Source organism: Negativicoccus succinicivorans (genome assembly GCF_018373335.1).
Classification (GTDB): domain Bacteria; phylum Bacillota; class Negativicutes; order Veillonellales; family Negativicoccaceae; genus Negativicoccus; species Negativicoccus succinicivorans_A.
On the sequence record NZ_JAHAHH010000105.1, the window covers coordinates 1 to 2743 of the forward strand.

Annotated in this window: 2 protein-coding genes; both read right to left on the minus strand. The window is 45.4% G+C overall.

Annotated features, from left to right (window positions below; genetic code table 11):
* Nucleotides 1-64: 64 nt before the first annotated feature.
* Nucleotides 65-325: a PCRF domain-containing protein gene (locus KH813_RS06385; RefSeq protein WP_303994516.1), complete on the minus strand. Its 261-nt coding sequence runs from the start codon at nt 323-325 to the stop codon at nt 65-67.
* Nucleotides 326-434: 109 nt separating this feature from the next.
* On the minus strand, nt 435-2743 hold a 2309-nt coding region (gene secA, locus KH813_RS06390), incomplete at its 5' end, for a preprotein translocase subunit SecA (RefSeq protein WP_303994517.1).

A 2743-nucleotide genomic window follows, 5' to 3' on the forward strand; every position in this document is an offset into this window, starting at 1 on the left:
GTGAGTCAAGAATTAATTCAAGCAGTTATGGTGCTGACAAAACAAAAAGGTTTTGCACCTGAGGTTATTTTTGAATCCCTAGAAGCTGCATTATTACAACAGCAGAAAGCTCATTTAATTCGTTTTGAATTTCCCCTTCTAATGAGTCGTCTTCCTCCGCGAGTGCCAACTGCCAAAGTTGTTCCACTTCTTTGATGCGTTCTGAAAGCGATTCATATGTTTCGATCGTATCTTTTAAGTCCGTTGCCTCTTTGGAGACCTTTTTCGCATTGTCGGCATCATTCCAGAAGTTCGGATCACTCATCTTTATATCGTAATTGACCAATCTTTCCTTTAATGTAGGCAGGTCAAAGTGAATCCCTGATTTCTATGATTCTCTCTCTCAAACTTTCCAACGGCTGTTTTAAATCTTCCAGCATGTGGTCATCACATCCTTATTTTTGTAATTTCTTTTCCACCGGTTCAATTGGTGCCGGTTCATCGCCGAAGTGCGATGTCGCGTGTTGCAGATGATCTTCGGTTTCCACAGGTTGCATAAACGTAATCTGAATATGGTACAGATACATGACAACCGTTTCCTGAATCGACTGCATCATTTCCTGGAACATTTCGTAGGCTTCGAACTTGTATTCGACCAACGGATTCTTTTGTCCGTAGGAACGCAAGCCGATCCCCTCTTTAAGCATATCCATGGCATCGAGGTGATCCATCCATTTCGCATCAACCACCTTGAGCAGAATCGCTTTTTCCAGCTCACGCATGTTTTCCGAACCGATTTGTTTTTCGCGTTCTTCGTACATACGGTGCGCGGTATCCAAGAGTAAATCCAGAATATCCTGACGGCTTAAATCTTCAATCTGTGCCAGCGTAATTTGTCCCGGTGCAAGGTAATAACTTTCCAAGTACTTAAGCATCCCCGGGAAGTCCCATTCTTCCGGATACAATTTTTCATCCGCAAATCGATTCATCGCATCCAAAATAATGCGATCGGTCATAGACAGGATCTGATCTTTCAAATCTTCACCCATCAAAATTCGGCGACGTTGATCATACAGTACTTCACGCTGCTGGTTCATGACATCATCGTATTCAAGGATATATTTACGGATATTGAAGTTGCGATTTTCCACTTTCTTCTGGGCTTTTTCAATGGATTTCGTAACCAGACTGCTCTGAATTTCTTCGTTTTCTTCCATTCCCAGCTTATCCATGATTTTGGAAATACTGTCGGAGCCAAAAATGCGCATTAAGTCATCCTCGAGCGAAAGGAAAAATTGAGTAGACCCGGGATCACCTTGGCGACCGGAACGACCGCGCAACTGGTTATCGATACGGCGACTTTCATGACGTTCCGTACCAATAATATGCAAACCGCCTAATTCCGGCACTCCTTCACCCAAAACGATATCAGTACCGCGCCCGGCCATATTGGTGGCAATCGTGACCTGTCCTTTTTGCCCGGCTTGCGCAACAATTTCCGCTTCCTTTTCATGGAATTTGGCGTTCAAAACATTATGCGGAATTTCCAGCTTTTTGAGCATATGGCTGAGTTCTTCCGACTGCGCAATCGAGGTTGTACCAACCAATAACGGCTGTCCGTTCGCATAGCGTTTCTGAATTTCGTTAATAACCGCACGATATTTGGCGGTTTTGGTTTTATAAATCACATCTGCCATATCAACACGCTGAATTTGCTTATTCGGCGGAATGACAAATACTTCCAGACCGTAGATTTTGATAAATTCCTGTTCTTCCGTTTTCGCGGTACCGGTCATACCGGCAAGTTTGTCATACATACGGAAGTAATTTTGGAAAGTAATCGCAGCCAGCGTCTGACTTTCGCGCTCGACTTTCAGTCCTTCTTTCGCCTCAATCGCCTGGTGCAAACCGTCCGAATAGCGACGACCGAACATTAAGCGGCCTGTGAATTCATCGACAATAACGACTTCTCCGTCTTTCACCACGTAGTCTTTATCGCGAACCATCATCGCATGAGCACGCAATGCCTGTACGAGTAAATGATTGTATTCAAGGTTTTCCGAATCGTAGAGGTTCTCCACATTCAGCATTTTTTCGACTTTGGCGATCCCCTGCTCGGTCGGCGCAATGGTTTTCGCTTTTTCATCGATCGTATAGTCTTCGTCTTTGATCAGCTTCGGTACCACTTTCGCCATCGTGTAATAGTGATCCGTAGAGCGCTCACCGGGGCCGGAAATAATGAGCGGCGTACGCGCTTCATCAATCAAAATGCTGTCCACTTCGTCGACGATACAGTAGTGCAACGGGCGTTGCACCATTTGTTCGGCATGAATAACCATGTTATCACGGAGATAATCAAATCCGAACTCGTTATTAGTGCCATAAGTAATATCGGCTGCGTAGGCTTGTTTGCGTTGCGCAAAGTCCAGATCATGGACGATCAATCCGACAGAAAGCCCCAATGCGTGGTAAAGTTTCCCCATCCATTCGCTGTCACGTTTAGCCAGGTAATCATTAACGGTAATAACATGCACGCCTTTACCGGTAAGTGCATTCAGATACACCGGCAATGTTGCAACCAGCGTCTTACCTTCGCCCGTTTTCATTTCGGCGATATTACCGCTGTGAAGGACCATGCCGCCTAAGAGCTGTACGTCGAAATGGCGCATACCCAACACGCGACGCGACGCTTCGCGCACAACGGCAAACGCTTCCGGTAAAATATCATCCAATGTTTCGCCGTTATTAAGACGGCGCTTAAACT